The organism is Mycobacterium sp. SMC-4 (genome assembly GCF_025263265.1).
Classification (GTDB): domain Bacteria; phylum Actinomycetota; class Actinomycetes; order Mycobacteriales; family Mycobacteriaceae; genus Mycobacterium.
The window spans coordinates 4,970,877-4,995,088 of record NZ_CP079869.1; the positions used below are offsets into that span (position 1 = coordinate 4,970,877).

The window sequence follows — 24,212 nt, forward strand, 5'->3', positions numbered from 1 at the left end:
ACGTCAGTCACCACGGCCACGGCCTTTATTGCCCTTGCCGGTGTCCCCCTTGTTGGGTTTGCCCGGCTTGCCAGCCGTCGGTGGCGCTGCCGGCGCGGACTCCACCGGCGCGACGACGGGTGTCGTCGGCGGCGGTGCGGGTGCCAGGGAGGGCGAGGGGACGGTAGTACTGGTGCTGACCGGCCGGACAGGTTCGGGAGACGAAGAGAACGGTTGCAACGCCAACGCCACCCCGGCGACCAGGAACGCCGCGGCGATCCCGGCCAACACCAGATAGGGGCGCGCCCCCTGGCGCCCCGGGCCGCCCGCCGCCACCGACCCGTGGGCCGTCGGCAGCACCGGGGCGGGCATGACTCGCGTAGGCGGCCGCGGGCCCATCGGCACCTGACCGGCCAGCGCGGCACGCATCTGGTCGGCGCCGGCGAAGCGCTGCTCCGGCGACCGCGCCATCGCGCAATCGATGACACCGGCGAGAACCGGATCGATGTCGAAGGAACTCAGCGGCGGTGGGGGCGCTACAAGGATGGCGTGTACCACCGCCCCAGGGTTGTCCTGCGGAAACGCGCGACGTCCGAGCAGGGCCTCATATCCGATGACGCCTACCGCGTACAGATCGTCGGCGACCGAAGCCGCGGCGCCGGCAATTCGCTCCGGGCTCATGTAACACATCGTTCCGATGATCTGGCCGGTAGCCGTGGCTGCACAGTCGGCGGTCTTGGCAATGCCGAAATCGGCGACCTTGAGCCGGTCGCCGCTCGCGGACACCAGAATGTTGCCCGGCTTGACGTCACGATGCAGCACACCGGCGCGGTGCGCGACACTCAGCGCCGCGAGCACTTCGTCGAGCATCGATCGCACCTGCCCCGGGCTCATCGGGCCCTGGGCCATCACATCGCTCAACGTGGTGCCCGGAAGGCGTTCCATCACGATGAACGGACTGCCGTCGTGCTCGCCGAAGTCGTGAACTGCGACGATGTTCGGGTGCTCCAGGGCCGCGGCGGCACGGGCCTCCTGCTCGAATCGCCGGCGGATGTCGGGGGCCTCGCCCAGACCGGGATGCAGCATCTTGACCGCCACCGGTCGGTGCAACAGCGTGTCGAAGGCGTCGCGGACCTCGGCCATGCCGCCGCGGCCCAGTACTGCGCCCAGTTCGTAGCGGCCGGCGAGAACATCGGGGACGTCGTGGCCGGTCATGGTTATCTGCGTAGCCTCCCTGACCGGGCGATAAACCCGTTCGCTGCTCACAGCGGACCGGCTCTGGCGACTGCTCGTGCGGGTCCGACCGACCACGGCAGATGCACCGGAACAGACACCTGCACCGTGACGTCGAGGCCCTCGATCCGGCAAACCGACAAGTCGGCGCCCACCGCCTCGGTGACCGTCTGCGCCGTTGCGCACGCCGCGTCGGGGCCCGCTGTCAGGCGCACCGCGGCGCTGAACGCAGCCAGATCCGCGGCGGCCTGGGCTCGGTGCCGAGCGATCGCCGCCGAACCGAGGTGCGCACCCGCTGCGGCCACCGCCAGCACAGCGACGATCATCGCCACGGCGATGATGCTGGCCGAACCCCGGTCGTCAGCCGGTCGGCTCGATGACCGAGACGCTGCGCGCCCCGATCCGGATGCCGGGCAGCACCGACGCCGACGCTGTGGTGGTGGCTTCCACGAAACCGCCACGCCGCTGCACCGCGATGATCGCCCCGGTCGGCGCGAGCTGCCGGGCCGCCGCGGTGGCGGCGGCATCGTCACCGCGTGCGGCCAGCCTGGCTGCCTCCCGGGCGGCGTCGATACAGCGCAGTTGCATCGACAGTGCGGACAGCCCCGCCAGACACACGGCCAACACGGCCACCAGCGCCAGCACCGAAAACGCGGCCTCCACGGCAACTGCACCGGCGTCGCCGCTCAGACGTTGGTGTTCAACGCCCGACCGATGATGTTGGTCAACGCACCGACGATCGAGTCGCCGGTGATCACCGTGTACAGAATGGCACCGAACGCCGCGGCGGCAATCGTGCCGATGGCGTAGTCATACCGCTACGATTACAACAATGAAACAGCAGGTCACCGCGACGCGAGCTCTGATCGTAGTCAGGTTGTCCCGCGTCACCGAGGCCACCACTTCGCCGGAGCGGCAACTACAAGAGTGCCGCGACCTCTGCGCCCAGCGCGGCTACGAGGTCGTCGGCGTGGCCGAGGACTTGGACGTGAGCGCCGGCAAGACAACCCCCTTCGAGCGTGCAGCTCTGAAGGGATGGATCGGACTCGATGGCCGCGACGACCCCGGTCGATCGCACGAGTACGACGTGATCGTGGTCTGGCGCGTCGATCGGATCGTGCGGCGGTTGTTCGACCTGGCCGACCTCATCCGGTGGTGTCAGCGGTGGGACGTGGCGCTGGTGAGTGCCACCGAGCAGTTCATCGACCTGACCCATTCGTTCGGCGACATGATCGCCTTGCTCGTCGCCAAGGTCGCAGAGATGGAACTGGCCGCGATCAGCGAGCGCAACCGCTCGGCTGCTCGAAGCAATCTCCAGGCCGGGAAGTATCGCGGCGGTGTCCCGCCGTGGGGTTACCTCCCCGACAAGATCGACGGCGAATGGCGGCTGGTCCCCGACAAGGTCCAGTCCGACGAGATCGCCGGCGTGGTCAAGCGAGTCCTGGCCGGAGACCCGTTGCGGGCCATCGCCCACGACATGACAGAGCGCGGTGTGTTGACCCCCCGCGACCGGCTGGCCCAGGTGAAGGGCAGAGAGGTCAAGGGCTACGCCTGGCACTCCGGCCCGCTCAAGCGTGCCCTGACGAACCAGGCTCTACTCGGGTATGTGATGTCAGGAGACGAGCCGATCCGCAACGATGACGGATCGCCGGTGGTTCGCTCTGCACCGATCCTCAGCCGCGAGGTGTTCGACCGCCTCGGCGTCGAGCTGGCAAGCCGGGAGAACCGCAAGGAACCGACGAAGCGAAGCACGGCGCTGCTGTTGCAGGTGATCTACTGCGGTGTCTGCGGTCGACCTGCCTACAGGCTGAAAGGCGGCAAAGGACGTACGCCTCGGTACCGGTGCGCGTCGGCGCAGTACAAAGTCAACTGCGGCAACCGGTCGATTCCGCTGTCCGAAGCCGACGACATCGTCGAGCAACTGGTCCTCGGGATGCTCGGGGAGTCGGAACGGCTGGAACGAGTCTGGGACTCGGGATCTGATCACACAGCGGAGCTGGACGAGATCAACTCGACGTTGGTGGACCTCACCGGCTTGATCGGCACCGCGGCCTATGGCGCCGGCACCCCGCAGCGTGCGGCGCTTGATCGGCGTATCGAAGGGCTGGCCGCGAGGCAGGCCGAGTTGTCGGCTGAGGAAGTCAAACCGTCAGGGTGGGCGTGGCAGCCCACCGGGGAGAAGTTCGGCGACTGGTGGGCTCGTCAGGACGTGGTGTCGAAGAACGTCTGGCTACGGTCGATGAACGTGCATCTCGGGTTCACCTATTCACTGGACGGTGGCAGACGGAGCGCCGACCTAGATCTCGGTGACCTGCAGACGCTGACTCAGCAGTTGAAGCCGACCGGTGCGGTCGCACGGTGGCAAGAGATTTTCGCGGCGATGACCGATAGCGGCGTTCAAGGTATCGAGCTCGGGTCAGGTGAGCCCAAGATCGTCCGCGAGTAGCTGCAGTTCCCACCGGACAAAGTCGATCGCAGCGACGACCGCTGGGTCGTCGGGGTCCAGCCCTTCGGCGCGGAGCGCGTCTCGCTCGATGTCATCCATATCGGGTTAGACGCGGAGCGGCCACGTCCGGTTCCGCTTACGTGTCCCCTCGTTGGCCTCGGAAGAGCTCCACGACGCACGCGAACACCATCACGGCGTGCTCCCAGTCGGCCAGCAGTCCCGTGCCCGATGCCAAGGCGACGGCGATTGCGAGGACGATTCGGGGATCGAGCTGGCTCGGGGGTGCGGGCTTCTGAGGCTCACGTGTCGGATCTATGCTCACCGTTGGTTCCTTCGAGTTGTGCTGACGAGACGGGACTGCTGTTGCTGCCTCGCACCGTTCCAGCGGTGCGGGGCAGTTCTATCTGTAAGCGATGCTGCTGACAGCGGTGTAATTCACCCCTGCCCGGCTCACGTTAGACGTTGCTGCACTTAACGCAACCTGCCCCTGTGGATGAACCTGTGAGTTGGTGTTTGCAACTTGTGAATGGCACGCCCAAGACCTGGGGATAACCTGTTGGTTGACAAATTCAGGAAGAAGTATCTAGCCAGTTCCAGCGCCTTTTGCTGCCCCAAATCGAGATTCAGCCGGTGTGTCGCAACGTATCCAGCGCCCGGGCGTGTCGCTGCCTCGGCTAATGGAGGTGAACGCCAGTCGTCGGCGCCGAGTTGGGACTTTGCCACAACCGGCTCAGGTCAATTTGCCCCGAACCTCGACTGAGATTGGCTTGACCTTCTTGGCAAGCTCGCTGACTTCGGCCAGCAGCTCTGCCGCTTTCTCGGTCGGTCGGCCTTCGCGCTTTCCTCGTGTCGTCGGCGTGAGCCACCCGTCTGCACGCGCTTGCTTGATGTGGTGACGAACCGTCTCAGCCGGGACGGGTTCGCCGTCGCCACCTAGCGCCGCGCCTAACGTCTCGGCGACGTTGACGTTCTGGCCGATGAGTTCGGAGTAGGCCAGGGCCAGCAGCGCCAGGTATTCCTCGGTGACCCTGCCGTGTCCCTCACGGTAGGCGGTTGCCATCCGGTCAAGCGTGTCGGTGTCTGCCGCCACTTCGGGGAACTGTGCGTTCACCCGCTGACGATTCCGATTCACCATCTCCTCACGTCGGAAATGGTCGAGCAACGACCGTGTGGCGTCACGGACCACCTGCAGGTCCATCTCCCCGCCGTCTGCGGCTCGGATGTTAACGCCTACCAGGCGATTCCCGTCGTCGTGAACCAACTGGACTCGGTAGGGCTTGACGATGTCGGTGGTCCTCTCCATGCCCTTGACTCTACACCAGATCACCATGTCCATCGGTTCATCTTGACATACATAGGGACATAGTGAGATAGTGATTCCGTCAGTGGATGGCGACCACAACAGAAGACGTAGGACCACCGGCCCCCTTCGGAGAGGGATGTCGCAGCCGCCCCGAGGGGGTGCGGTGTGGGGGTTCGAACAACTACATAGCGGAGACCGTGAGAGATACGGGCCGGGTGAGCGTTGGTTCTCAGATACGCCATGACCCCCGGTAGGGAGGGTGCGGCTACCGCCGCGTCCGACCAGGAACGGCGAGAGCCAGGTAACGGCACGGTCAGTCGAATTGTGGTTCGTCATCGACGGCACAAAGGGCCGGCAGGCCAACCCGGAGGCAGCCGTTACTAGCTGCCAGCAACCCATCACCAGGAGAAGAAGTTGACCATTCAGACAGTGAGCAGCAAGTGATCCCAGCAGCCGAGGCCGCTCCCGGCCTGTTCCCGATCGAGATCGTCCGACCGCATTGGTTGATCGCCCACGGCGACAGCGACCGTGTCGAAGTCCTGCGGAGTCCGCTCGTCCGCGAGACGGACCCGTCCTACGAGCCGGTGCGCCGGTTCATCGCGGACCACGGCCTGGTTCTGGCCGCGCAGCAGAGCTTCCCCGATGAGAGCTTCATGTTCGGGTCGGTCGAGGTATCGGTGTTCGTCCCGCCGGCTGCGCGGGACGGTGTGCTCGCCGGCGCGGCGTTGTCGTTGCCGTGGCACGGTGCGGCGTTGGCAGGTGCGGAGTGAGCATCACGATCGTCCAGTTGGCGACCCCGGGCGCCCGCGCCATAGCCAACGCAGACGTCGGCCAGTTGCTCCGCACCCCCGACGTCCCCGAGGACCACGGTTTCGCCCGGGTGGCACGTCTGTTCTTCAAGCTGGCAGGCCTTCACCTGTGTCGGTACAACCGGGCTGGCATGAAGCGTGCCTGGCCCAGCGACTGGGACGACTCAACCGTGCGGTTGCTCGACAGCGGCCGGGAGCTGATGGCCGAGAACGAGTTTGAGGTTTTCGCTCCGCTGGGGGTGTCGGTTGGGGAGATGGGCGAGACGCCGTCGTGGGACGACGAGCTCGGCGACCTTTACGTCGAGATCCCCGGCGTCTGCTCGATCCGAGACGACGACCAGTTGACCGAGTTCCTGCTGAGGTGGAAGGACGGGGGTGTCGGGTGAGTCGTCCCGATGTCCAGTCGTTCCGGTCGGACCACGGCAAGACGCTGTACCGCGTCTCGACGCCGACCAACAGCAAGCGTCTCATTTTCGACGCCGACGAGCTTCGGGCTCTCGGCTGCCAGATTGCAATCGTGCTCGGAGGCACCCGCGTTGACCGACCGACCTAAGTTCGACAAGTTCCGTTGGAACGATCACCCCACCCGCGTCGCGCTGACCGGCACAGCGGGAGCACTTGCCACGGTGATGTACAACCGCGCCAGTGCCGACGGGACCAAGGTGTACGGCTCTCGCAAGTCGCTGGCCGAACAACTGGGCGTCGACGTCAGGACCGTGAGCCGAGCGCGTAAGCGACTGGTCTCGCTGGGGTTGATCGAGCTCGTCTCCAGTGGATCGAGTTACGGCAAGCAGTCCAACGAGTACCGGCTAACGATGCCCCCGGAGCCTCATAGGACATCGGCACCTGAGGGGACATCCTCAGGGGACATTTCGGAGCTGAGGGGACATTTATGTCCCACCTCAGGGGACACCAGTGTCCCCCCAATAGACCCGGGTAATAGACCCGGGTCTCTAACTACTAGAGGGGACATCCCAGATGCCCCCCCAGCAGTTGCCCCAACCAGATCAGGCTCTGGTGAGTCCGAGCCAGTCCTGTGGCCTGTCTCGTCCTCAACCAGCAATTGCGTCGAGGACTCCCCAACGGAGTCCGAGACTGGCGTCTCGTCCTCCTGGCGGGACATCTCCGATGTCCCCGCTACGGCGACCGATGACGACGGTTACGAGGCATGGGTGCAGTCGCTCGTGGACAAGCACTTCGGTACGTCCGAGCCTGGCGACGGAGACGACCGAAGCCAGGGTTGGTCGCTTCTCCACAACACCAAGTGCAGGGACGCCGGCCCGTTCCCCACGGAGCCGGTCGACTGCCCAGCGTGCAACCGATCGAGAGCTGGGCGATGAGCACCACAGTCGAGCCCGAGAACTACGCGGCAATACGTGCCGCCGGAATCGCGGAGACACTCCGCACGAGACCGAGCGGCTACACCGAGCGAGACGCGGCCAACATCGACCGGTGGCGACAGGCGAACCCCAACGCGTTGCGTACGTGGACGACCACGTACGGCTGTGTCGTGGCCTTCGGCGGGATGCTGGTCTACTACGGCAGGTGCAAGCACTGCGGTGATCTCGTGACGACCCGCCGGAAGATGGCCTACCGCCCGAACAACGGACGGTGGCCGTACACCTGCCAGGGCTGTCGCAGCCGGCGCGAGAAGAAGCACAACGCCGACGCCAAGCACCGCATGAGGGCGCTCCGTAGACGCACCGAGTTCCCGGCAGATGGTGACCCCTACGCCGAGAAGCGGCAGCAATTCGCATCAGCCGCCCGGGAACGCTACCTGGTTGAGTGCAAGCGGCTGGGCATCAAGCCCAAGCACGCGTGAAATGCATCACCACAGGTAATTTTTTCTGTTCCTCGTTTTATCTATAACGGTGTAAGGGGTTCGCCTCCTCCTGGGCTGACTTCCTTTCGAGGGGTTGCTTCTCTGGCGAGATCCCCACGGCCTTCGGGTCGTGGGGTTTCTCTGTCTCTGGACCCCGCGTGAGCCTCAGCGATTCCGCTGGGGCTCTTTTCATTTCCCACCCATCCATAAGCAATGGAAGGAGGTTGCTTCATGGCCTCAAACATGTGCCGCAACGGTCGGCACCCCATCCGAGGACCACAGGACCGGATCGCCTCTTCGGGAGGATGCCGGCGCTGCAACCTTGAAGCTGGCGCACGATACCGCCAGCGCAACCGCGAAGCGCGGGATCTCGTCCGCGCTCTACAACTGGCAGTGGCCTGATGAGCGATTCCGTCGAAGTTGGACGGATCTCGGTCAAGGTCACCCCCGACACCAAGGACTTTCGTAGGAAGCTGCTGGGCGATCTGAGGAAGATCGAGCAGTCGATCAAGTGTGTGATCGACGTTGAGCCCAACATAAAGGGCTTCCGGCAGAAGGTGGACGCCGCGACCAAGGGCCTCAAGGCGCAGGTCGACTTGGAGACCAACGCGGCCCACCTCCGACAGCGCGTGCAGACAGCGACCAAAGGCCTCAAGGCCGAGGTCGACATCGGCGTCAAGAGAGGGACGCTCGATCGGCTCGCCACGTCGCTAGCCAACATGCAAGGCCCGTCGTTCGGGTCAGGCATCAACCCGGCGGGGTACGCGGTGATCGCCGCCGGCATTGCCGCTATCACCCCGCTACTCTCTGGCGCGCTGGGAGTCATCACCACAGCGCTGCTGACGCTCCCCGGAATCATCACCGCCGTAGGTGTCCCGATCGCAGCGTTGACGCTGGGAATCGACGGATTCAAGGCGGCTGCCGAGAGACTCAAAGACCCGTTTGAAGCCCTCCGAGGGCTGATGTCGGAGCGCGTCGAAGATCAGTTCACTCCTGTGTTCGACAAGCTGGGAGAGGTCTTCCCGATGCTCAGGTCGTCTCTGCCGTCTGTGACGCAGGGCCTGGCCGACATGGCGCAGTCACTCGTGGACACGATCACCTCACCGGAGAACCTGTCGAAGGTCGAAGCCACGATCAACGACATCGCCCAGGCGCTGAAAGACGCGACCCCGGGAGTCAACGGGTTCACATCGGGATTCCTTGACCTCATCAAGGGATTCACCGGCAACCTGCCCGGTCTTACGGACTGGCTCAACACGACCGGCCAGTCGTTCAAGGACTGGGCGGCAGACTTCACCCGCAGGGACTGGTTTACCGGAAAATCGCAGTTCGACCAGGCACTAGGTGGTCTCGGCGACACGCTGAAGATGCTCGGTGACGGGCTGGTCGACATCGGCGGCAAGGCATTGGACTTCTTCTCCGACCCCGAGAAGATCAAGTCGTTCAAGGCCGAACTCGACGGCCTGATCGCGACGCTCTCGACACTGGTCGACCTGTCGAACAGTCTCGCCGGTGTCATGTCCAAGATCCCGGGGTTCTCGGACGGTGAGGCCAACAGCCCGATGGACTTCGCGCCGATCCAAATTCAGTTGATCAAGGAACAGCTGAGCAAGGTCGACTGGTCGGGAGTGTGGGCCGGTCTCACGCACGCCGCCGCAACCGCGTTCGCGGACGTAGCCGCATCGGCTGGTGTCATGATCGCCGGTGTCCGGGAGAAAGCGGGCGAGATTCTCTCGGTTGTGCAACAGGCATGGGCCGGAATCCCCGGTATCGCAGCCAGCGTCTGGGCACAGGTCGTCACCTCGGTATCGACTTCCATCAGCCAGGCAGTGCAGTCGGTCGTCACCGGAGGGAGCCAGATCCTCGCGGAGGTCGGCTCGTGGCCCGGGAAGATCACCGGAGCTCTCGGCAACCTCGGCGGTCTACTCGTCGGCGCCGGCAAGGCGCTGATGGACGGCCTGCTGAACGGCATCAAAGCAGGCGCACAGGCTGTCTACGACTTTGTCAGCGGCATCGCCGGGAAGATCGCGGCCTTGAAAGGTCCGCTGCCGTACGACCGCAAGGTGTTGATCCCCAACGGTGAGGCACTCATGCAAGGTCTGAGAACCGGCCTGGCGACCGGCTTCGAGTCGGTACTCGACATGGCCCGGTCGATGGCCGAGCGGATCTCGAAAGCCATGCAAGAGGGCACCGACCTGACCACCATGCTCGGTGGGAAGAAGCTCCCCGACTTGGCGAAGATGCTCGACACCATCGACGAGCAGAACAAAGAGCTCAAAGTCGAATTGAACTCCACCGAGGACAAGTCGCTGCGGGACACCTTGCGAGGCAACCGCGAGCAGCTCCAGTCGATGCGAGATCTTCTGTCGCTGCAGAAAGAGAAGATCGACAACGAGAGCAAGTACGGCGAAGTCGTCAGCGACAACAAGTCGATGTACGAGGAGCTCGGACGAGCGGTCTTCGAGGGACCGATCAACGCGATCGAGTCCGTAGCCGGCGCAACCGGCGGTCAGTTCCTGCAGGACTTGGGAATCGGCGGTCAGGGTGCGATCTCGCAGGCGCTCCAGCAGGGCCTGCAGTTCGGCAAGCAGTTCGTCTTCAACGTCGCGTCGATGGATGAAGCCCTGACGGCCCAGAACACCCTCACGGCGAAGGAATCGCTGCAGTACTACCGGCGCTGAGCGGGCAACGGACTGTGTCCGTGCCCTTCGGCGCTCAGATGGACAGGGAGCCCCGGAGATCACCTCTCCGGGGTTGCCCCCCGTCATACACCGCAATACCCGCCGGCGGCCCGGTCAGGCCGCTGTTTTCATGCCCTGGGCACCGTGCCCGGGGCGAGCAACCCCCTGAAAAGGAGAACGCCCCAGATGAACACCTACACCCAACCCCACCACATCGCTGACGATGTCAGCCGCTGGACCAGCCTCGGCGTCGAGCTGCCCGCCGAGCTTGAGGAGGCCATCGAGGTCTACGAGACACTGAAATACACCGAAGTGGGCCACCGCCCGGTGTTCGAACTAACCGAGGTCACCACAGCCAACGCCGAGAAGCTCATCCGCGCCTACGCCGACGAGCTCGTGCTGTCTGCCTCGAATGGCGGGCTATCTCCGCTGGAGAAGGCGAAGAACGCAGCCGTGGATTCCGCAGCACGCCGGGTCAACACCGTGGCGGGCCAGGCGGTCCGGTCGATCATCGACCAGTTGACCTCGAGATTCGAGAACCACGTCGAGGCGTACGCCGAAGCGGTGCTGGCGCTGCCGCGTGAGATCACCTCCGAGTCACTGGTGGCAGCCGGTCCTGACGCCGTCGCCTTGTACGGAACCGCACAGCAGGAAGCCGCTCACCTCAACCAGATTCGGAACTGGGTCGCCGGCCTCAACCAACTGCCAGGCGGCGGTAGCCGTGCTCACGAGAACGTGATCACCATCCTTCGGCCCGCTGACAGCCGCGAGCTGATCGAGCTCGACAAAGCCAACGTCCGCGTTGACGCGACGCTGGCCGCGCTCAACCCGGTGTGGGTCGCCGCCGTACGGCTCGGTGTGCAGTTCGCGATCAACACCCCGCGTGAAGCAGCCGAGCTTCGCAAGCGGCTGGAGAAGGACATGCGAGACCAGCTCCGGCAGAAGCATCAGAACGTGGCCTACCTGCCCACCGCCTGACCAACACCGCACCATCGGGAACAGCCCTCAGCTTGACGCTGGGGGCTGTTCTTCTTCTACCGCAGAGGATCTCATGCACACACGTGCTGAGGACCGGGAACGAGAGTTCCTGGCCTACATCGACTCAACCGCCGGGTACAACGCCGCGATCGTCGAGCGCGGCGGTATCCCGTGGCACGACGGCGACATCGAACGCCGTCGAGCACTCGCTAGGCAGCTTGGGATAGCTGCCGACGCTTCGGGACTCGACTTCCGTCGAGCCCTGTTCATGCGCCGCTACCAACGACCAGAGCCACCCAAGGATCTGGCGCCGATCAAGTCCATCAAGTCCTACCAACGAAAGCAGACCGATGAAGCGACAGCCCAGCGCGCCGAAGGTGTTCATGCAACATGTACGAGCCCGACAGAGCAGGCAGCCTGAGCCCGAGCCGATCGAAGGAAGCTTCGAGCAGGCCATCGCCAGGAAGCTGCAGAGTCGTGGAATCATTGCTGTCCCTGGCCTTCCCAGTGAGCCGGAACCGCAGTGGTACGACCTGGCTATCGAGATGAACCGTCGTCAGGCTGAGTCCGAGGCGCAGCGTCAGGCCGAACGCGAAGCCGCAGAGGCAGACCAGAACCGACCTCCCAGCCTTCCGGCGCAGATCGTCTCAGCGATCGCCGGCAAGACCGGGAACCAGATTCCGCTCAACGGCGCAGCCGTCCTGAAGGCAGCACTTGCCGGCGGTCAGGGCACCGTCAACGGCGCTGCCAGGTAGGTAGTGGCAGCTACTGACCTCGGGCCGCTCGCACCTGAAAGGTGATCTCGCCTGACGGCGACATTGTGCCCCCGACGTCAGCGAACCTGTAGCAGCTTTCCATCAGGCCTACCAATTCGACGTAGCGGACTGGCTTCTCAGCGCCGATGGTCAGCTCATCTTCCCGGGGGTTGATTCCGAATGGATCTCCGGGGCCGAACGGCAGCCTCCCTGCACGCAGATTGTCGGCCATTAGCCGATCATCGGCGTGTTGCATTGCATCGCGTATGGCGTTAAGGCGGTTGGAGGCATCTTGGTCAGGCAAGTCAGCAGCACTACCTATTCCCTTGCCGAAAAGGCGTTTCGCTGCGGTAATCGCGCGGTGAGTCGCATCGACACAGGTATCCAGATGGTCGGTTCCGCACCCAGCGAGGTGAGCTTTCCGAACCCAGACCGAATCGCCTTCCTCGCTCTCATCGATCGAGTCCGCTTCGGCATACGCATTACGAGCGGCGTTGTACTCGCGGATCGCTTTCTCGGTCAGGCGAACCATGTGGACATACGTCCATCTGATGCCGTGAGTTTTCAGCTCGTCGGGAATCGCGTTTAGTGCCACAAGTATTGTCCGCTGCAGCATCACCGATGGAAGGTGGTCAACGGGAGGCAGTACGGGCGGCGGCAACCGCGTCGCCTGAGAGGTGTCTGTCACACCCTCTAGGCTATTAGCCTCGGCGAGTCCCGGCTGTGTTTCGGCTGCACGGCAGACCTTGGCCGGGGTGCGCCAGGGTGGTCGGGGGCGTTGAGCACCGTCAGTGGGACAACCCGGTATGGCCGCGACGTACATCCGCACCCCCAGGGGGTGACCCCTACCCCCGGGCGTTTGACCGGTTGGTTATGCGGATGAGCCACCGTATGCGAATCGCATAACCGATTTTCCGACCACGGCCAGCCAGGAGGCCGCAGCGACTGGCGCAGCCAACTACTCGCCGCCGCAGCGGTATTCACCCGGCGCGGTCGACCAACGACCCACCGGGACCGGCCGGAATAACCCCTCTGAAAGGCGCTCAAACCGCCTCGAAACACCCTCGAAAGGAAGACAAGCATCGATGAACAAGCCGAAGATGCCACGGGGCGAGTTCGGTCCCGAAGGCAAGAAGCTCTGGACCGAGTTGACCGAGGTGTTCAACTTCACCGACGAGCCGGCCAAGCTCCGCGTCCTCTACGACGCGTGCAAGCTGGCCGACACGATCAAGCGCATGGACGACGAAGCGGCGAGCGCGCCGCTAGTGGTCGAAGGATCGACCGGACAGCCGGTGATCCACCCGTGCATTTCGCAGGCGAACTCAGCGCGGTCACTGATGGCCACGCTGCTGGGCAAGCTCGGACTACCCGACGCCGACCACTCGGTCGCGGAGAAGAAGGCACGACGCACACGGTCGGCACTCATCGCAGCCCAGGTCAGGTGGGGCTTGGGGACCGGGTCGTGACCACCCGTTGGAACGACACCAGGAACCTAACCCTCGCGGAGTCGCTGGCGCAGCGACTGCCAGACCACCTGCTCGATCTCGGGGAGTACGCCGGCGACGGCATCGCCGGATTGAGCCGCTACCGCAGCGACCTGGCCGCGTGGGTCGCGCAGGAGACCGGTCTCACCGCAGCCGAGTACTCCCGGACCACCGAGGGACTCCGCGCTCGCAAGGACGACCCTGCTGAGCAGCTCGTCTCGGAGATCATGAACATCATCGGCGCGGACGACTTCGCGCGCTGGTACCGAGTGCGGCTGACCAGGGCAAGCAGGTGCTTGCACAACGAGGCCGTCACCTGTGCCTGCTCAGACGGGGGCTAATCCCGATCACAGCCGTGATACGACCAATTTGGCCAATGAAACCACTTCGGCCTGACTAGGCTCGGGCCGCAGGAGGGGCGTTACCGTGACACGGACGTCGTCGTGTTCGATACAGACGGTTCGGTAGCTGTCCATGTCCTCGGTGGAGGGACCGACCCACCACGCGGGTATACCAAGACCGTCGAACGGAATGAGCGTTGCGTCCATCGGAAAAGCAGCCTCGCCATTCCTGCACCTAGGGTCGACGATTGAGCCCTCAACCACGAAATTTCTGGCCGCGACACTAACTGTCAATAAACCCCCACTTGGTTCATTCCAGCTGCATTGCGCCACAAAATTGCTGCCCGCGCGTTCGGGTTGATCGCCCGTCGGTTCTTCTACGGTAGCCCCTGTGCTTTGCCGTATCTCGGCAGTTGTCAGCAACACGCAGGGGTTAGGCAGCTCCTGCGACGAGCGTTGCGACGTGGATGTTTGGGTAGCGGCGGTCTGGTCCGGAATCGAGGACGCTTCTGACTGCGATTGAGAACCGCTTCCGCAGCCGGCAGCTACGCAGGCCAAAGCGAACATTACAAAGACGCCACCCCTGAAAAACCGCCCTTCCATAGCGAGGAACCTTACTGCGGCGTTCTGGTAACAACGATCGGAAGTGAGGATTCCATCTTTCGATCGCAGAGTTACAACCACCGGGTGTAACTCTCGACAGTCGAGTACTCGACTGTCGACATCCCGTCGTCGTCGACCGCCAGCACGATGACGCGCGCCTGCAGTTCCCGCAACTGTTCCCTCATCCCCGACCTGCCCTTTCATTTCGACTCACAACACTCCTGTTTGCAGGACGTCACCGGCCAGGCCGATGACCACGGGCACGATGCCCAGGCAGAGGAAGGCCGGCAGGTAGCAGAGCCCCAGCGGGCCGGCGATCAATACCGAGGCACGTTCAGCCTTGGCCGCGGCGGTGTCGGCGGCCGCACCGCGCAGCTGCGTGGCGAGGTCCTCGACGCCGTGCGCCAGCGCGGCGCCCGAGGCCGCCGATCGACGTGCCATCCGCAGGAACGCTTCGATGTGGGCGGGCTGGGAGCCGGCCGGGGTGTCCCACGCGTGCGCGGGGTCCGCGCCGAGCGCCAGCAGGTCGGCGGCTCGGCGCAACAGTGCCGCCATCGGCTCCGGCGCAGTGGCGGCCACCGCCGCCGCGGCGGTCGACACCGCCATGCCCGAACGCAGGCAGGCCGCCAGGACGTCCAGTGTCGATGCCGCGCCGAGCGGGTCCTCGGCGCGGACACCCGCCTGCCGGGCACCGCGCCGGGGAAGACCGGCCTCCAGGCGGACGCCGCTGCCCGGTGACCTCAGCAGCAGCGACGCCGCCAGCAGCAGGGCGGCCCAGCTCATCGGAGGACCCCCGAGGTGATGCGGTCCGACCACAACAAACCTGTGCAGATCAGGATCACCCCGACGAGCAGCAGCCATCCCCCGGCAGGGCGGCCCACCAGAAACGCCAACGGCTCGGCGCCGATCGCGTGCCCGAGGAGTACGCCGAGGATCGGCAGACCGGCCAGGATCACCGCGGTCGCGCGGGCGCCGGCCATTGCGGCCTGCACCCGACCGCGGAACCTCTCGCGCTCGGTGATGTCGCGTTGGGCGGCCTGAACCAGCGTGGCGATCGCCAACCCGTGGATCTGGGCCAACTCCCAGCACACCGCCAGCCGCTCCCAATGGCCCGGCGCGCTCGACCGCGCCCCCGCACTGCGCAGGCCGGCGGCCACGTCGGCGCCCAACAGCGCGCGGGCAGCCACCATGCCCAGCGCGTCGGCGATGCGGCCGGGGGATTCCCGCGCCGCCACGCGCAGCGCTGCGACCGGGTGCGCGCCCACCCGCAACTCCCCGACCAGGATGTCCAGCGCGCCCTGCAGTACGTCGGCATCTGCCGCGCGGTTCTGCGCCCGCCGCCGCTGGCGCCGGCGGGCCAGGACGGTCGCGGTCAGCGCCGCCGCGGCGGCCACCACGGTCCACGGCAACCACACGCACAGCGCAAGACCTCCCAGCGCCGCGAGTGCTCGGTGCGGCACCGGCAGCCGTGTCCTGACGGCCGGCTGCAGTGTGGCGACCCGGTGGCCCACCGATGCCGGTGCTATCAGCAGGGCCATCGCCAACGCCAGCGCCGAGACGATCACCGGTGCCCCCGGGCACGCAGCAACGAGTCCAGATCGTCGGCACCGGTATCGAACCCGGTCTCGGCCCGCCAGCCAGGCAGCACCGCGATCTGTCCGTCGTTGCCACGCCTGACAACTCCGATCTCGCTGAGCCGGCGGCGCCCCGACCGGTCCCGCGCGACATGCAGGACAACCTGGACTACTTATCTGTAACTAAGACCAAGAACTGAGCTGCCCAACTGTTCAGGACGAGCGCTACATGTGTACGCAGTGGAAGGACGAGTCGGATCGGGCTGCACATGTGTAGGACGTGGGTGGGTTTGTCATGCCCTTGACCCCGCACTCATCAGTCCAGTCGTTGGGTCTCATGCCGACCTCGCATGGCGGTATCACCGCCGGAATTGCCCATGGGTCGGCCAATCACGCCACGTTGACGGCGAGATAATAATTTGCCGTGGGCGGCGACTCCTGTGCTGGAAACGCAGATGGCAGTCGTATAGCCTCAGCGAGGCGCAGGAGTTGCCGATAGCTGGGAAGCGTCTCGATGTAGCCCGCGCTCAGCCCCGGGAGATACTGGTGCCGCTGCGGCAAGGCTGAACGGGGGATTGGGGTGCGTGGGGATCTTCGGAGCTTTCGGGTGTTTGGTCGGCTTGTTGGTGAATGGTGGCGAGAACCGGTCGACTACTCCGCGTACGTGCAGTATTTCGCCAAGCGGTCTATGGCCGGCGCTATTCGGGTGATGATCGGCGCCGGCATCGGCCTGATTTCGATCATCACCGTGGCCGCGTTGTTGCCTGCGGCCGAGCCCGCGTTGACGACACCGAAAGTTGTCGTCATCGTTTTCGCAGTCGTGAACTCCTTCTGGGCGGTGATGTGGTGTGTTCGCCCGTGGCCGACGCGTCGGCAGTCACGAGCGTTCATCGTCACCTCAGATGTCGGTATCGCTGCTGTGGCTCTGACCGGATCGAGTTGGCTCATGGGCCTTTTCGCCCTGAACTGCTTTGCGTTGATATCGGTCTATCTGATGTTCTTCGACGGGCCTAAAGCGCTGACGCTGCACACCATCTTCATCCTCGCGACAACGGTGGCGTTTATCGCGCTGGCAAGCGCGGACCACGCCCTCGGCGGAGCTGTCGCCGGCAGGATCCTCGGGGCCGTGGTCCCGGTGATTGCGACACCGCTGGGGATACAGTTCGGTATCCGCACGCTACGCAATGACGCCAACGAGTCCGCAATCGATCCGTTGACTGGTTTGTTGAATCGTCGCGGCCTTCACTTGCACTTCGGTGATCTGCTTGCCTCCGGTGCAGCGGCGAGCGGGGACGCGGTGGTGGTGATTGTTGTCGACCTTGACCGGTTCAAGGAGGTCAACGACACCTACGGCCACACTGTCGGTGACCGTGTGTTGGTGCGATGCGCCCGGTTGATCACGGCGGCCGCCGGAGGGCGGGCCTTGATCGCTCGCGTGGGCGGCGAGGAGTTCGCCGTCGTCGATATCGCCGTTCCTGGCTGTGGCGCACAGAACGCTGAGGCGATCAGGCGTGCGATCGCGGCGGGAGGCTCGCCGGACGTCACTGCCAGCGTGGGGGTCACTAGCGCCGAGCACACCCAGTTCATCGTTGCCAACGAGCGCCCGCAGCTGGTGCTCGACACGCTTATTGCGCGCGCTGACCACGCGATGTTCCACGCGAAACGCAACGGGGGCAACGCAACCCATCAGGTTGAGTGAATCTCTTTGTCCGTGGGCTACTTAGGTTCAATTCGCGTGATTGAATCGCCACCACCACGGGTGATGCGGTGGGCGGTGGGTGTGGTGTTGAACCAGCGTTTGCAGGATCGGGTGAGCACGCTTTGTTCGGAGTAGCCGAGTTGGTTGCATATTTGGTGCAGGCTCAGCTCGGTATCGAGCAGGAGCCGGTGGGCGGTGTCGCGGCGGGATTGGTCGACGAGTCGAGCGAAGGTGGTGCCTTCGGCGGCCAGTCGGCGTTGCAGCGTTTTGGGGTGCAGTCCGAATTGGCGGGCGGCCACCTCGGCGGTGAGGTTCCCGGTAGGGAGCAGTTGGCGGATGACGCTGCACACGGTGCCCGAAAGGCCGCGGGCGGGGTTGTCAAGGGTGGTGGATAGGTAGTTCAGGGCGAGTTGGTGGGCGAGCGGGTCGTGGCTTAGTGGTTGTTGCAGGTCGGCCGCGCGCATCGTGAATCCTGTGGTCGGTTCGTTGAACTGGGGTGGGCAGCCGAAGTAGCGGCGGTAATCGGATCTGGTGCCCAGCGGTGGATGGGGTAGGTGCACTGCCACGGGCCGGTAGGTGGTGCCCAGGAATAGGTGCAGGACTCGCAGGGTGACACCGAGGGCCAGTTCGACTGCCTGGGCGTGTGGGGGTGTCGGGTTGAGTGTGAAGTCGAATTCGAACCGGCTCAGTTCGGGATCGGGATGGGCGCTGATACGGGTGTGGATCCCGGGACTGTAGGCGCTCATGTAGGTGTCGAGGATCGTGAAGGCGTCAGCGACGGTGGCAGCGGTGCGGGCGGCGACGCCAACCGGGCCGAGGATGTCGATGTTCTGTCGTATTGCGAGTTGGCGGCCGAAGTCGGCCATGTTGAGGATGGTGGCGGCGTCTTCGACCGCGGCGATGGCGTTGCGCAGCGGGATGAATCGATCGCGATGTCCGAGGTCGTCGGGGTCGAGGTTGGCCAGTGCCAGCACGGCATCAGGGTCGCCACCATAGGCGGTGACCAGCGAGGTGAAGCCGGTCAGCGACGACCCCCGGATCAAATGCATGTCCACTACAGTCAATAAGTTGTCCATAAATGTCAAGACAAGGAGGGTGGTGGGCAGCAAAGATGGTCGCGGCCCGGTTCGGCACCAATGGTGCCATGGGCGGCCGGTCCGTGGTGATCGACGCGCCAGCGGTGTGTGACGTTCGGAGGCAAGGGGATGTGGTTGAGGATTCACGGTTCGCGGCGGCGTTGGTCGAATATCGTTGCGGTGGTGGCGTTGTCGGCAGCGATAGCGGCGTGCACTGGTGGCGAGGGATCGTCTGAGTCGGCCGAGGATACGGGTGAGGTGAGTGTGCAGCAGATTCGTGAGATCGCTAAGCAGGCCTACATTTATGGGTATCCGATGGTCGACAACTACCGGGTGCAGTACGCGTATTTCGTCGACGAGCACAGCCCACAGTTTGTGGGGCCGTGGAATCGTCTGCATTCCGATGCCCGGGTGTACACCCCGGCCGATACCACCATTCAGACCCCCAACTCCGACACCCCGTATTCCACGCTCGGTGCGGACCTGCGGGCTGAGCCGCTGGTGCTGACTCTGCCGCCAATCGAGAAGGACCGCTATTACTCGATCCAGTTCATCGACGCCTACACCTACAACTTCGCCTATGTGGGCAGCCGCACCACAGGCAACGGGGGCGGCACTTTCTTGCTGGCCGGTCCCGGCTGGAGCGGTGAAAAGCCCGCGGGCATCGATGAGGTGATCCGGTCGGATTCCGAATTCGCGTTCGCGTTGTATCGCACCCAGTTGTTCGGGCCCGATGACATCGACAATGTGAAGATGGTCCAGGCCGGCTACACGATGGAACCGTTGTCGGCATTTCTGGGCCAACAGGCTCCGCAGGCGGCACCGACGGTTGAGTTCCCGGTCCCGCTGAGCGCCGAGCAGCAACGCACGTCCTCGAAGTTCTTCGAGACGCTGGATTTCATCCTGCGTTATGTGCCGGTGCTGGATTCCGAGAAGGAACTGCGCACCAAGTTCGCGTCCATCGGGATCGGCGCAGACAGTGATCTGACCATCGATAGCCTTAGCCCGGAGAAACGCGACGCGTTCGAGGGCGCGATCACCGACGCGTGGAAGGAATTCGACGGGTTGCAGGCCAAGATCGACGCCGGCAAGGTCAGCTCCAATGACCTGTTCGGCACGCGTCAGATGCTCGGCGACAACTATCTGTACCGGATGGCCGGCGCGGTCAACGGAATCTACGGCAACACCGCGGCCGAATCGATCTACCCGATGTTCCCCAACGACGCCGACGGGCAGCCACTCGATGGCGCCAACACCTACATCTACCGGTTCGCACCGGGCCAGTTGCCACCGGTGCGCGCGTTCTGGTCGCTGACGATGTATCGGATGCCCGAGAGCTTGCTGGTGGCCAACCCGATCAATCGCTACCTGATCAACTCGCCGATGCTGGCCAGTCTCAAGCAGGACCCGGACGGGGGTTACACCATCTACGTGCAGCACGAGTCGCCCGGTGCGGACAGGGAGTCCAATTGGCTACCCGCGCCGGAGGGCTCGTTTCGCCTCGTCGAACGCCTCTACTGGCCCGAGCAGGCCGCGCTCGACGGCACCTGGCATGCACCCAAACCCCAGAAGACCTGACGACGACCAGGCAGTATGTGGCGTCAATGTAAGGCGAACCAACACAGGGACCGACATCGATGTCGACTCCTCATGCTTTTGCTTTTCGCGGTGATTGATTGGAGGTCACACGACCATGCCCGGGATTGCTGAGCTGGCAATGGGTGCCGCGCCGATCGCCGGCGGTGTGTTGCTGGGTGCGGTGGCCGGAAACGTGAAAGGCCCCGACATCCGTGCGGGAATCCTCGCCGATTTCGATCTGCTGGACCGAATTCCCGCTGAGCAGGCCGACCGGCGCGCGGCGATGTCGCAGATGATCGGCCAGCGCATCGACACGCTGGTCGAGGCCGGTGAACGCAGCCGTCAACTGCGCAACGCCGCGGCGTCCTATCAGGGCAACTGGCGCGACATTGTCGTGTTCGTCTGCGCGGTGCTGTTCACCATCGTGTGGTGGCACGTCAACCATCACCGCAGCAACTGGCTACCGGTGATTGTCATGTTGATCGTGCTGTCGGTGATCACCGGGATCTATGCCGTACGAGGTGTCGGCCGCGTCCTGACTCAACTGTCGCGCCGCACCGGCAGTACGTCACGGCACCTGGCACCGTAGCGAACTCAGCAAACGGCCTGACCTTATGGACGGCAGAATGGATTACCCCGCCAAGCAGACACCGTGGACAGGTGCGCGCGACGGTACTGGTGACAGCCACCACCCGAAACAAAACAACGAAGGAGTCGCGGAGTATGAGCGAACAAGACGTGGTGAACAGAACGCATCTACCGATTCCGAGTAAGACCCGTACCGGGTTGATCACCTACGACGCGAAGGACCCGGACTGCGCGTTTCCGCCGATCGAGCCGCTGCGGCCACCGGCGGGCGCACCGAATGTGCTGTTGATCCTGCTCGACGATGTGGGTTTCGGCGCGTCGAGCGCGTTCGGCGGGCCATGTCAGACACCGGTCGCCGAACGGCTGGCCGCCGGCGGGCTGAAATACAATCGCTTCCACACCACCGCACTATGCTCGCCGACCCGCCAGGCGCTGCTGACCGGACGCAATCACCATTCCGCCGGTATGGGCGGGATTACTGAGATCGCCACCGGCGCACCGGGGTACAGTTCGGTACTGCCGAATACTATGTCGCCGATCGCGCGGACGCTGAAGCTCAACGGATACAACACCGCCCAGTTCGGCAAGTGCCACGAGGTGCCGGTGTGGCAGACCAGCCCGGTCGGGCCGTTCGACGCGTGGCCGTCGGCAGGCGGAGGTTTCGAGTACTTCTACGGGTTCATCGGCGGCGAGGCGAACCAGTGGTACCCCAGCCTGTATGAAGGCACCACACCGGTGGAGGTCGACCGCACCCCCGAAGAGGGCTACCACTTCATGGAAGACATGACCGACAAGGCGATCGCCTGGATCGGCCAGCAGAAGGCGCTGGCCCCCGACACACCCTTCTTCACCTATTTCGCACCCGGGGCCACCCATGCCCCGCACCACGTGCCCCAAGAGTGGGCCGACAAGTACAAGGGCCGCTTCGATGACGGCTGGGACAAGCTGCGTGAGCAGACTTTCGACCGGCAAAAGGAACTCGGCGTGATTCCGCCGGACTGCGAGCTCACCGCACGGCATCCCGAGATCCCCGCGTGGGAGGACATGCCCGAGGACCTCAAACCGGTCCTGCGCCGCCAGATGGAGGTCTACGCAGGATTTTTGGAGTACACCGACCACCACGTGGGCCGGTTGGTCGACAGCCTCGAGCGCCTCGGCGTGCTGGACGACACCCTGGTGTTCTACATCGTCGGCGACAACGGCGCCTCCGCGGAGGGCACGCTCAACGGCACCTACAACGAGATGCTGAATTTCAACGGCATGGCCGCGATCGAGACCCCGGAGTTCCTCACCAGCAAGATCAACGATCTCGGGGGCCCGGACTCCTACAACCACTACGCAGTCGGCTGGGCACACGCGATGGACACCCCCTATCAATGGACCAAGCAGGTGGCCTCACACTGGGGCGGGACCCGCAACGGCACCATCGTGCACTGGCCCAAGGGCATCACCGCGAAGGCCGAAGTCCGTAGCCAGTTCCATCACGTCATCGATGTCGCGCCGACGATCCTGGAGGCCGCTGGCATACCGGAGCCGGTGTTCGTCAACGGCATCCAGCAACACCCCATCGAGGGCACCAGCATGCTGTACTCGTTCAACGACGGGCAAGCACCCGACCGGCACGAAACTCAGTACTTCGAGATGTTCGGAAACCGCGGCATCTACCACAAGGGCTGGACCGCGGTCACCAAGCACAAGACGCCCTGGCTGCTGATGGGCGAACAGACGGTCGCCTTCGACGATGACGTGTGGGAACTATATGACACCAGCCAGGATTGGAGTCAGGCCAAGAATCTGGCCGAGGAGTTGCCCGAGAAGCTTCACGAACTGCAGCGGTTGTGGTTGATCGAAGCCACCCGCTACAACGTGCTGCCCCTCGACGACGACACCGCGCGGCGGCTGAATTCCGACCTGGCCGGGCGCCCCCAACTCATCACGGGCAACACCCAAGTGCTATTTGCGGGCATGGGCCGGTTGTCGGAGAACTGCGTCCTCAACGTCAAGAACAAATCGCACTCGGTGACCGCCGAGATTGTGGTGCCCGACGTCGGCGCCGAAGGGGTGATCGTGGCTCAGGGCGCCAGCATCGGCGGCTGGAGCCTGTACGCCGCGGGCGGCAAGCTCAAGTACTGCTACAACCTCGGCGGGATCACCCACTTCTACGCCGAATCCACCGAGGCGCTGCCCGCGGGTGAGCATCAGGTGCGCATGGAGTTCGCTTACGCCGGTGGCGGTCTGGGCAAGGGAGGCGACGTCACGCTCTACATCGACGGCGAGAAAGCCGGCGAAGGGCGCGTCGAGGCCACCCTGGCCAACGTGTTCTCCGCCGACGACGGCTGCGACGTCGGGGTGGACACCGGCTCCCCCGTCTCACCCGACTACCCACCGGGCCGCAACGCCTTCAATGGTCGTGTCAAAGGCGTGCAGCTGGCCATCGCCGACGCCGCAGAGGCCGACAATCATCTCGTCTCACCAGCAGATGCGATCCGGATCGCGCTGGCCCGCCAATGACCCCGACCCGAACCGACGAAAGGAAATCACCGATGAGGCTGACACTGAACCGACTCAGGGGCGCCGGAGCGCTCGCGCTTACCGCCGGTGCGCTTCTCGGTGGTGCGGTGGCAGCTGCGGACCCGGCGTCGGATCCGGCCCGCCCACCCCATTGTTCTGCCGCCGATATGGCCGGCATCGCGTCCGGGGTCGCGGCGGCCACCTCGGCCTACCTGTTCACCCACCCCGAGCTGAACGAATTCTTCACCGACCTGCACGGCCAGCCCCACGAGGAGGTGCCCGAATCCACCAGGGCCTACTTCGACGCCCATCCGCAGGAGCACGCAGAGCTGCAGGGTATCCGCCAGCCGCTCGTCGATTTCCGCAACCGCTGCGGATACGGCACCCCGAACGCGTTCGAAGGGCAACAATCGTGAACAGATCCCGTCGGTCGATCCGGGCCCGCGCCATGACGGTGGCGCTCGCGTTCTTGACGTTGCCCGGCGTCATCGTGTTGGCCGCGCCGGCCGGTACTGCCCTTGCCGACGTCTGCGCCAGCGCCGGGCGCCGGATCTCAGTGGGGGGATGTGTCAACATCGCCGACGCGGTCGCACCCTACGTCCCGCCACCGGCCTACTACGCCCCGCTGCCCGAAGACCCGCCACCACCGCCGCCGCCACCGCCTGGCTCGAATGTCAGCGGCTGCATCGGCTACAACGGACGATGGGTCTCCGCCGGGGGCTGCAACTGACCTCGAAGATGGCCACGGCAAA

The 24,212-nt window shown here is 64.6% G+C and carries 28 protein-coding genes and 1 pseudogene; 18 read left to right on the forward strand and 11 right to left on the reverse strand.

The genetic code is table 11. The features are described 5' to 3' along the window. Positions 1 to 3 precede the first annotated feature (3 nt). The 4 genes and pseudogenes from KXD98_RS23690 to KXD98_RS28455 form a co-directional block, all read right to left on the reverse strand. On the reverse strand, positions 4 to 1,194 hold the full coding sequence (locus tag KXD98_RS23690) for a serine/threonine-protein kinase (protein ID WP_260760769.1): 1,191 nt from the start codon (positions 1,192 to 1,194) through the stop codon (positions 4 to 6). A 47-nt stretch (positions 1,195 to 1,241) separates the two neighbouring features. After that, entirely contained in the window at positions 1,242 to 1,538 is a 297-nt protein-coding gene (locus KXD98_RS23695) for an Rv3654c family TadE-like protein (RefSeq protein WP_260765382.1), read from the reverse strand. Positions 1,539 to 1,572: 34 nt separating this feature from the next. Beyond that, positions 1,573 to 1,875: a TadE family type IV pilus minor pilin gene (locus KXD98_RS23700; RefSeq protein ID WP_260760770.1), complete on the reverse strand. Its 303-nt coding sequence runs from the start codon at positions 1,873 to 1,875 to the stop codon at positions 1,573 to 1,575. Positions 1,876 to 1,898: 23 nt separating this feature from the next. Further along, a pseudogene (locus tag KXD98_RS28455) lies at positions 1,899 to 2,024 on the reverse strand (DUF4244 domain-containing protein); the annotation flags it as partial. A gap of 20 nt (positions 2,025 to 2,044) precedes the next feature. On the opposite strand from KXD98_RS28455, the gene KXD98_RS23705 reads away from it, so the two are divergent. Next, positions 2,045 to 3,658, forward strand: coding sequence for a recombinase family protein (locus KXD98_RS23705; protein WP_260760771.1), 1,614 nt, complete (start codon positions 2,045 to 2,047; stop codon positions 3,656 to 3,658). A gap of 136 nt (positions 3,659 to 3,794) precedes the next feature. On the opposite strand, the gene KXD98_RS23710 is transcribed toward KXD98_RS23705, so the two are convergent. Together KXD98_RS23710 and KXD98_RS23715 are read right to left on the reverse strand one after the other, a co-directional pair. Beyond that, positions 3,795 to 3,980, reverse strand: a complete 186-nt coding sequence (locus tag KXD98_RS23710; RefSeq protein WP_260760772.1) for a hypothetical protein — start codon at positions 3,978 to 3,980, stop codon at positions 3,795 to 3,797. 408 nt (positions 3,981 to 4,388) lie between these two features. Next, positions 4,389 to 4,994, reverse strand: coding sequence for a hypothetical protein (locus KXD98_RS23715; protein ID WP_260760773.1), 606 nt, complete (start codon positions 4,992 to 4,994; stop codon positions 4,389 to 4,391). Positions 4,995 to 5,401: 407 nt separating this feature from the next. Here KXD98_RS23715 and KXD98_RS23720 point away from each other — a divergent pair, with 407 nt between their 5' ends. From KXD98_RS23720 to KXD98_RS23755, 9 genes are all read left to right on the forward strand, one after another. Further along, the gene (locus KXD98_RS23720; protein WP_260760774.1) at positions 5,402 to 5,731 is read left to right on the forward strand and encodes a hypothetical protein; all 330 of its coding nucleotides are present in this window, start codon (positions 5,402 to 5,404) and stop codon (positions 5,729 to 5,731) included. Continuing rightward, positions 5,728 to 6,156, forward strand: a complete 429-nt coding sequence (locus KXD98_RS23725) for a hypothetical protein (RefSeq protein ID WP_260760775.1) — start codon at positions 5,728 to 5,730, stop codon at positions 6,154 to 6,156. Before KXD98_RS23720 ends, KXD98_RS23725 begins: the two co-directional genes overlap by 4 nt. Further along, positions 6,153 to 6,323 (forward strand): hypothetical protein, encoded by a 171-nt coding sequence (locus KXD98_RS23730; RefSeq protein ID WP_260760776.1) that lies wholly within the window; start codon positions 6,153 to 6,155, stop codon positions 6,321 to 6,323. Before KXD98_RS23725 ends, KXD98_RS23730 begins: the two co-directional genes overlap by 4 nt. Positions 6,324 to 6,399: 76 nt before the next feature. Next, a complete protein-coding gene (locus KXD98_RS28605; RefSeq protein WP_396883281.1) occupies positions 6,400 to 7,110 on the forward strand; it encodes a helix-turn-helix domain-containing protein in 711 nt (236 codons plus the stop codon). After that, positions 7,107 to 7,592, forward strand: coding sequence for a hypothetical protein (locus tag KXD98_RS23735; protein ID WP_260760777.1), 486 nt, complete (start codon positions 7,107 to 7,109; stop codon positions 7,590 to 7,592). The genes KXD98_RS28605 and KXD98_RS23735 overlap by 4 nt, the downstream gene beginning before the upstream one ends. Positions 7,593 to 7,993: 401 nt before the next feature. Beyond that, positions 7,994 to 10,273 carry a hypothetical protein gene (locus tag KXD98_RS23740; RefSeq protein WP_260760778.1) on the forward strand — a complete coding sequence of 760 codons (2,280 nt, stop codon included), beginning with the start codon at positions 7,994 to 7,996 and terminating at the stop codon, positions 10,271 to 10,273. 186 nt (positions 10,274 to 10,459) lie between these two features. Beyond that, positions 10,460 to 11,251 carry a hypothetical protein gene (locus tag KXD98_RS23745; RefSeq protein ID WP_260760779.1) on the forward strand — a complete coding sequence of 264 codons (792 nt, stop codon included), beginning with the start codon at positions 10,460 to 10,462 and terminating at the stop codon, positions 11,249 to 11,251. A 73-nt stretch (positions 11,252 to 11,324) separates the two neighbouring features. After that, entirely contained in the window at positions 11,325 to 11,672 is a 348-nt protein-coding gene (locus tag KXD98_RS23750; RefSeq protein WP_260760780.1) for a hypothetical protein, read from the forward strand. 124 nt (positions 11,673 to 11,796) lie between these two features. Beyond that, the gene (locus KXD98_RS23755) at positions 11,797 to 12,006 is read left to right on the forward strand and encodes a hypothetical protein (RefSeq protein ID WP_260760781.1); all 210 of its coding nucleotides are present in this window, start codon (positions 11,797 to 11,799) and stop codon (positions 12,004 to 12,006) included. Positions 12,007 to 12,016: 10 nt separating this feature from the next. Here the strand turns inward: KXD98_RS23755 and KXD98_RS23760 are convergent, their stop codons facing one another. Then, positions 12,017 to 12,694 (reverse strand): hypothetical protein, encoded by a 678-nt coding sequence (locus tag KXD98_RS23760; protein ID WP_260760782.1) that lies wholly within the window; start codon positions 12,692 to 12,694, stop codon positions 12,017 to 12,019. Between the two features lie 397 nt (positions 12,695 to 13,091). Between KXD98_RS23760 and KXD98_RS23765 the strand changes: the two genes are divergently transcribed. Both KXD98_RS23765 and KXD98_RS23770 read left to right on the forward strand, forming a co-directional pair. Beyond that, positions 13,092 to 13,472: a P27 family phage terminase small subunit gene (locus KXD98_RS23765; RefSeq protein ID WP_260760783.1), complete on the forward strand. Its 381-nt coding sequence runs from the start codon at positions 13,092 to 13,094 to the stop codon at positions 13,470 to 13,472. Continuing rightward, positions 13,469 to 13,831, forward strand: a complete 363-nt coding sequence (locus KXD98_RS23770; RefSeq protein WP_260760784.1) for a hypothetical protein — start codon at positions 13,469 to 13,471, stop codon at positions 13,829 to 13,831. The genes KXD98_RS23765 and KXD98_RS23770 overlap by 4 nt, the downstream gene beginning before the upstream one ends. Before the next feature lie 6 nt (positions 13,832 to 13,837). Here the strand turns inward: KXD98_RS23770 and KXD98_RS28610 are convergent, their stop codons facing one another. The 3 genes from KXD98_RS28610 to KXD98_RS23780 all read right to left on the reverse strand — a co-directional run bounded on the left by KXD98_RS28610 (position 13,838) and on the right by KXD98_RS23780 (position 15,999). Beyond that, positions 13,838 to 14,434, reverse strand: a complete 597-nt coding sequence (locus tag KXD98_RS28610) for a DUF3558 family protein (protein ID WP_396881937.1) — start codon at positions 14,432 to 14,434, stop codon at positions 13,838 to 13,840. A gap of 210 nt (positions 14,435 to 14,644) precedes the next feature. Continuing rightward, the gene (locus KXD98_RS23775) at positions 14,645 to 15,217 is read right to left on the reverse strand and encodes a type II secretion system F family protein (RefSeq protein ID WP_260760785.1); all 573 of its coding nucleotides are present in this window, start codon (positions 15,215 to 15,217) and stop codon (positions 14,645 to 14,647) included. Next, positions 15,214 to 15,999 (reverse strand): type II secretion system F family protein, encoded by a 786-nt coding sequence (locus tag KXD98_RS23780; protein ID WP_260760786.1) that lies wholly within the window; start codon positions 15,997 to 15,999, stop codon positions 15,214 to 15,216. Before KXD98_RS23780 ends, KXD98_RS23775 begins: the two co-directional genes overlap by 4 nt. A 697-nt stretch (positions 16,000 to 16,696) precedes the next feature. On the opposite strand from KXD98_RS23780, the gene KXD98_RS23785 reads away from it, so the two are divergent. Further along, positions 16,697 to 17,707: a GGDEF domain-containing protein gene (locus KXD98_RS23785; RefSeq protein WP_260760787.1), complete on the forward strand. Its 1,011-nt coding sequence runs from the start codon at positions 16,697 to 16,699 to the stop codon at positions 17,705 to 17,707. A gap of 17 nt (positions 17,708 to 17,724) precedes the next feature. On the opposite strand, the gene KXD98_RS23790 is transcribed toward KXD98_RS23785, so the two are convergent. After that, a complete protein-coding gene (locus tag KXD98_RS23790) occupies positions 17,725 to 18,756 on the reverse strand; it encodes an AraC family transcriptional regulator (protein ID WP_260760788.1) in 1,032 nt (343 codons plus the stop codon). Between the two features lie 156 nt (positions 18,757 to 18,912). Between KXD98_RS23790 and KXD98_RS23795 the strand changes: the two genes are divergently transcribed. The 5 genes from KXD98_RS23795 (at position 18,913) to KXD98_RS23815 (ending at position 24,190) form a co-directional block, all read left to right on the forward strand. Further along, positions 18,913 to 20,361, forward strand: a complete 1,449-nt coding sequence (locus tag KXD98_RS23795; protein WP_137148702.1) for a DUF1254 domain-containing protein — start codon at positions 18,913 to 18,915, stop codon at positions 20,359 to 20,361. A 115-nt stretch (positions 20,362 to 20,476) separates the two neighbouring features. Continuing rightward, complete coding sequence (locus KXD98_RS23800; RefSeq protein WP_260760789.1) at positions 20,477 to 20,950, forward strand: hypothetical protein; 474 nt, start codon at positions 20,477 to 20,479, stop codon at positions 20,948 to 20,950. Positions 20,951 to 21,084: 134 nt separating this feature from the next. After that, complete coding sequence (locus KXD98_RS23805) at positions 21,085 to 23,460, forward strand: arylsulfatase (protein WP_137148700.1); 2,376 nt, start codon at positions 21,085 to 21,087, stop codon at positions 23,458 to 23,460. A 32-nt stretch (positions 23,461 to 23,492) separates the two neighbouring features. Then, positions 23,493 to 23,876: a heme-binding protein gene (locus KXD98_RS23810; RefSeq protein ID WP_137148699.1), complete on the forward strand. Its 384-nt coding sequence runs from the start codon at positions 23,493 to 23,495 to the stop codon at positions 23,874 to 23,876. A 32-nt stretch (positions 23,877 to 23,908) separates the two neighbouring features. Continuing rightward, positions 23,909 to 24,190 carry a hypothetical protein gene (locus KXD98_RS23815; RefSeq protein ID WP_074362286.1) on the forward strand — a complete coding sequence of 94 codons (282 nt, stop codon included), beginning with the start codon at positions 23,909 to 23,911 and terminating at the stop codon, positions 24,188 to 24,190. Positions 24,191 to 24,212 lie beyond the last annotated feature (22 nt).

Excerpts from the sequence above, each read along its gene's own strand:
- KXD98_RS23690 (WP_260760769.1), bottom strand. The coding sequence starts at position 1,194 with ATGACCGGCCACGACGTCCCCGATGTTCTCGCCGGCCGCTACGAACTG.
- KXD98_RS23695 (WP_260765382.1), bottom strand. The coding sequence starts at position 1,538 with ATGATCGTCGCTGTGCTGGCGGTGGCCGCAGCGGGTGCGCACCTCGGT.
- KXD98_RS23705 (WP_260760771.1), top strand. The coding sequence starts at position 2,045 with ATGAAACAGCAGGTCACCGCGACGCGAGCTCTGATCGTAGTCAGGTTG.
- KXD98_RS23715 (WP_260760773.1), bottom strand. The coding sequence starts at position 4,994 with ATGGACATGGTGATCTGGTGTAGAGTCAAGGGCATGGAGAGGACCACC.
- KXD98_RS28605 (WP_396883281.1), top strand. The coding sequence starts at position 6,400 with ATGTACAACCGCGCCAGTGCCGACGGGACCAAGGTGTACGGCTCTCGC.
- KXD98_RS23735 (WP_260760777.1), top strand. The coding sequence starts at position 7,107 with ATGAGCACCACAGTCGAGCCCGAGAACTACGCGGCAATACGTGCCGCC.
- KXD98_RS23740 (WP_260760778.1), top strand. The coding sequence starts at position 7,994 with ATGAGCGATTCCGTCGAAGTTGGACGGATCTCGGTCAAGGTCACCCCC.
- KXD98_RS23745 (WP_260760779.1), top strand. The coding sequence starts at position 10,460 with ATGAACACCTACACCCAACCCCACCACATCGCTGACGATGTCAGCCGC.
- KXD98_RS23750 (WP_260760780.1), top strand. The coding sequence starts at position 11,325 with ATGCACACACGTGCTGAGGACCGGGAACGAGAGTTCCTGGCCTACATC.
- KXD98_RS23755 (WP_260760781.1), top strand. The coding sequence starts at position 11,797 with ATGAACCGTCGTCAGGCTGAGTCCGAGGCGCAGCGTCAGGCCGAACGC.
- KXD98_RS23765 (WP_260760783.1), top strand. The coding sequence starts at position 13,092 with ATGAACAAGCCGAAGATGCCACGGGGCGAGTTCGGTCCCGAAGGCAAG.
- KXD98_RS28610 (WP_396881937.1), bottom strand. The coding sequence starts at position 14,434 with ATGGAAGGGCGGTTTTTCAGGGGTGGCGTCTTTGTAATGTTCGCTTTG.
- KXD98_RS23775 (WP_260760785.1), bottom strand. The coding sequence starts at position 15,217 with ATGAGCTGGGCCGCCCTGCTGCTGGCGGCGTCGCTGCTGCTGAGGTCA.
- KXD98_RS23785 (WP_260760787.1), top strand. The coding sequence starts at position 16,697 with ATGGCCGGCGCTATTCGGGTGATGATCGGCGCCGGCATCGGCCTGATT.
- KXD98_RS23790 (WP_260760788.1), bottom strand. The coding sequence starts at position 18,756 with ATGCATTTGATCCGGGGGTCGTCGCTGACCGGCTTCACCTCGCTGGTC.
- KXD98_RS23795 (WP_137148702.1), top strand. The coding sequence starts at position 18,913 with ATGTGGTTGAGGATTCACGGTTCGCGGCGGCGTTGGTCGAATATCGTT.
- KXD98_RS23800 (WP_260760789.1), top strand. The coding sequence starts at position 20,477 with ATGCCCGGGATTGCTGAGCTGGCAATGGGTGCCGCGCCGATCGCCGGC.
- KXD98_RS23805 (WP_137148700.1), top strand. The coding sequence starts at position 21,085 with ATGAGCGAACAAGACGTGGTGAACAGAACGCATCTACCGATTCCGAGT.
- KXD98_RS23810 (WP_137148699.1), top strand. The coding sequence starts at position 23,493 with ATGAGGCTGACACTGAACCGACTCAGGGGCGCCGGAGCGCTCGCGCTT.
- KXD98_RS23815 (WP_074362286.1), top strand. The coding sequence starts at position 23,909 with ATGACGGTGGCGCTCGCGTTCTTGACGTTGCCCGGCGTCATCGTGTTG.